Source organism: Catenulispora rubra, from assembly GCF_015356825.1.
GTDB lineage: Bacteria > Actinomycetota > Actinomycetes > Streptomycetales > Catenulisporaceae > Catenulispora > Catenulispora rubra.
Window position 1 is genome coordinate 1 of the sequence record NZ_JAACYW010000547.1, and the last position, 2,754, is coordinate 2,754.

A 2,754-nucleotide genomic window follows, 5' to 3' on the forward strand; every position below is an offset into this window, starting at 1 on the left:
TGGCTAGGGCGGCTTGCCGCAGACCCGCTGTGACGGCCTGAGTCGGGACCACTCGAGGGTTGAGTTAATCTTCGGAGGCGGTCTCATTCGAGTCCGTGTGTCGGTCCGATTCAGACCCATCCTCAACAAGGACGGCTCGCGAGGCTGGACGTTTCGCTGCTGGTTTTCCGTTTTGCGTGTTCTGGCGTGCCTGGGTGTGCGCGAGGCGGTAGGACTGTGTGCCGGTCTCGATGATCGTGCCGTTGAAGGTAAGGCGGTCGACGATCGCGCCGCATAGGCGCGGGTCCGTGAAGGTTCTCGTCCAGCCGCCGAACGATTCATTGCTTGCTATCGCAACACTGTTTTTCTCTTCGCGCTCGGTGAGAACCTGGAACAGCAGCTCCGCGCCGCGTCGGTCCAGCTCGAGGTAGCCGAGCTCATCGATCAGAAGAAGGTCAACCCGGCCGTAGCGGGCGATTGTCTTGGACAGCACCTTCTCGTCGGCAGCCTCGACGAGCTCGTTGACGAGCTTGGCCGCCGGGGCGTAGCGGACCCGGAAACCGGCCATCGCTGCGGCAGATCCGAGTCCGATGAGCAGGTGTGACTTGCCGGTCCCGGAGTCGCCGATCAGACACAGCGGATGGCCGTTGCGGACCCATTCGCAGGTGGCCAGGCTGTTTATGACCGCCGGGTTGATCGCGGGGTTGGCCGTGTAGTCGAAGTCGGCCAGCCACTTCTGGCGCGGGAACCCGGCCGTGCGCAGCCGGGCCTCGGCGCGGCGGCGTTCGCGTTCCTCGCACTCGAGCATCAGCAGTTCGGCGAGCATGCCGCGGTAGGTGAGATTCTCCCGCTCGGCGCGGGCCATGGTCTCGGCGTACTGGTCGCGGACCGACGGCAGGCGCAGCACCCGGCAGGCGGTGTCGATGGCGGCGTCGGCGGCCTGCTCGGTCAAGGCGCGGGTGCGGGACACGGCATGCCTCCAGGAGTTCGGGTGAGCAAGGCGTCGTAAGCAGCCAGCGACGGTGCCGGACGACGATCGGCCGGTAGTCCGGCGACCCGGGCGGCGACCGCAGGCCCAGCGGCCGGCGTGACGTCCAGCGGCAGACGGGCGGCGTCTGCGGCGGTGACTGTCGGGGACCGCCCATGGCCCTGGGCGTGTTTTCGCGCCTCCAGCGCCACGACCTCGACAGACGCAACTCCCAAGGCCAGCGCGGCGGTGATCCCGGCGGTCACGTCGTCAGCACCCAGATGCCGGTGCAGCAGCAGGACCTCGATCAACACCCTGGTCCCGGCCTGCCGATCGCCGCAGGCGGTGATCGCGGCGTCCCACAGCCGCTGATGTGCGGCGGTGAACGCCCCCGCGGCTTTTGCCTGATCCAGGGCCTGGGACCCGGCCAGCGCACCAGGTTTGCGCAGCAGGATCTCCAGGTAGTGGTCCAGCACCAGGTGGGACACGCCCCTGCCGAACAGCCGCGGGTGCCGGGCGACCTCGGTGCGCCGGTCGAACACGATCAGATCGGTGGCGCCCAGCATCACCCGCAGTTTGCGGCCGATAAACCTGGCCGGCACCGAGTACTGGTTGGTCCGCACTGTCACCGTCGCGAACTTGTCGACCGCCGGCGTCAGCAGCAGCCGGGTGCCGGCGCCGCCCTCTGGCAGCGGTGTGAGCAGCGGCGCCTCGACGGCGAAGTACTGCCCGATCGTGTGCTCCCGCACCCCGATCCGCCGGTCGGCCTCTTTCTTCTCGAATCCCTCGATCAGGGTATTGAGCTCGTCCAGGTCGGTGACCTGTGGCGGAGGAGACAGATAGTTCCGGCGGAAGAACCCGACCTGCCCCTCCACGCCTCCCTTCTCATGCGCGCCCTTGATACCCGGCTCGCAGTACCAGGGTGTGAACCCCAACGCCGCATGGAACGCCGCCCATCGCGGGTTCTCGATCCGGTCCCGACTTCGGAAGATCAGCTTCTCCACCGCCGCCGTCAAGTTGTCGTAACGCAGCACCCCGGTCGGGACCCCACCGAGCACCTCGAAGGCGTGGGCGTGCCCGTCCAGGAACGCCTCCTGCGTCGGCGTCGCGTAGACCCGGTGCACCGCCATCCCGGAGAACGCCATCCGCAGCACAAACAGATGGCAGCGCGTCATCACCCCATCGAGCCGGACCCACAGCTCCCCGAAATCAACCTCCGCGTCCTGGCCTGGCTCGTTCCGCCTGGCCAGGAACCCCGATGCCGAACGCACCGAAGCCCCGGTTTCTGCCTCGATCTGCGGCCGACGGAACGCCACGTAGTCCCGCACCGTCGAGTACGACGCTGTCGACCCGAACTCCTCGGTCAGCCGCACCGTCATCCGCCGCGCGGTCTGCCGCTGCTTCACCGGCAATCTCAGGTTCTCCCGCAGCCAACCGTCTACGACCTCCCGGAACGGCCCCAGACTTGGGGCCGTGCGCACCGGCCGTTTACGCGGAGCCGGGACCGGCGACCGCAACGCCTGCCGCACCGTGCCCCGTCCGACGCCATACTTCCGCGCCAGCCCGCGAACCGACAGCTCACTGCGTTCTGAGTCGATACGTATCCGAGCGAACAGCTCTTCCCTGGACAGACCCATCGGAACCCTCCCGGATGTGGCGAACCATAACAAGCGTTGCACCGCAACACCACAGGTGGGTCTACTTCAGACCGACACTACCTTCGCGCCCACATGCACCAGATCACGCCAACCCTTGAATGGTCCCGACTCAGGCCGTCGCAGCGGGTCTGCGGCAAGCCGCCCTAGCCA

The 2,754-nt window shown here is 67.5% G+C and carries 2 protein-coding genes; both read right to left on the reverse strand.

The features are described 5' to 3' along the window. Positions 1 to 64: 64 nt before the first annotated feature. On the reverse strand, positions 65 to 949 hold the full coding sequence (gene istB / locus GWK61_RS53780) for an IS21-like element helper ATPase IstB (protein ID WP_194922160.1): 885 nt from the start codon (positions 947 to 949) through the stop codon (positions 65 to 67). Further along, on the reverse strand, positions 928 to 2,583 hold the full coding sequence (istA, locus tag GWK61_RS53785) for an IS21 family transposase (protein ID WP_194922161.1): 1,656 nt from the start codon (positions 2,581 to 2,583) through the stop codon (positions 928 to 930). The genes istB and istA overlap by 22 nt, the downstream gene beginning before the upstream one ends. Positions 2,584 to 2,754 lie beyond the last annotated feature (171 nt).

Excerpts from the sequence above, each read along its gene's own strand:
- istA (WP_194922161.1), bottom strand. The coding sequence starts at position 2,583 with ATGGGTCTGTCCAGGGAAGAGCTGTTCGCTCGGATACGTATCGACTCA.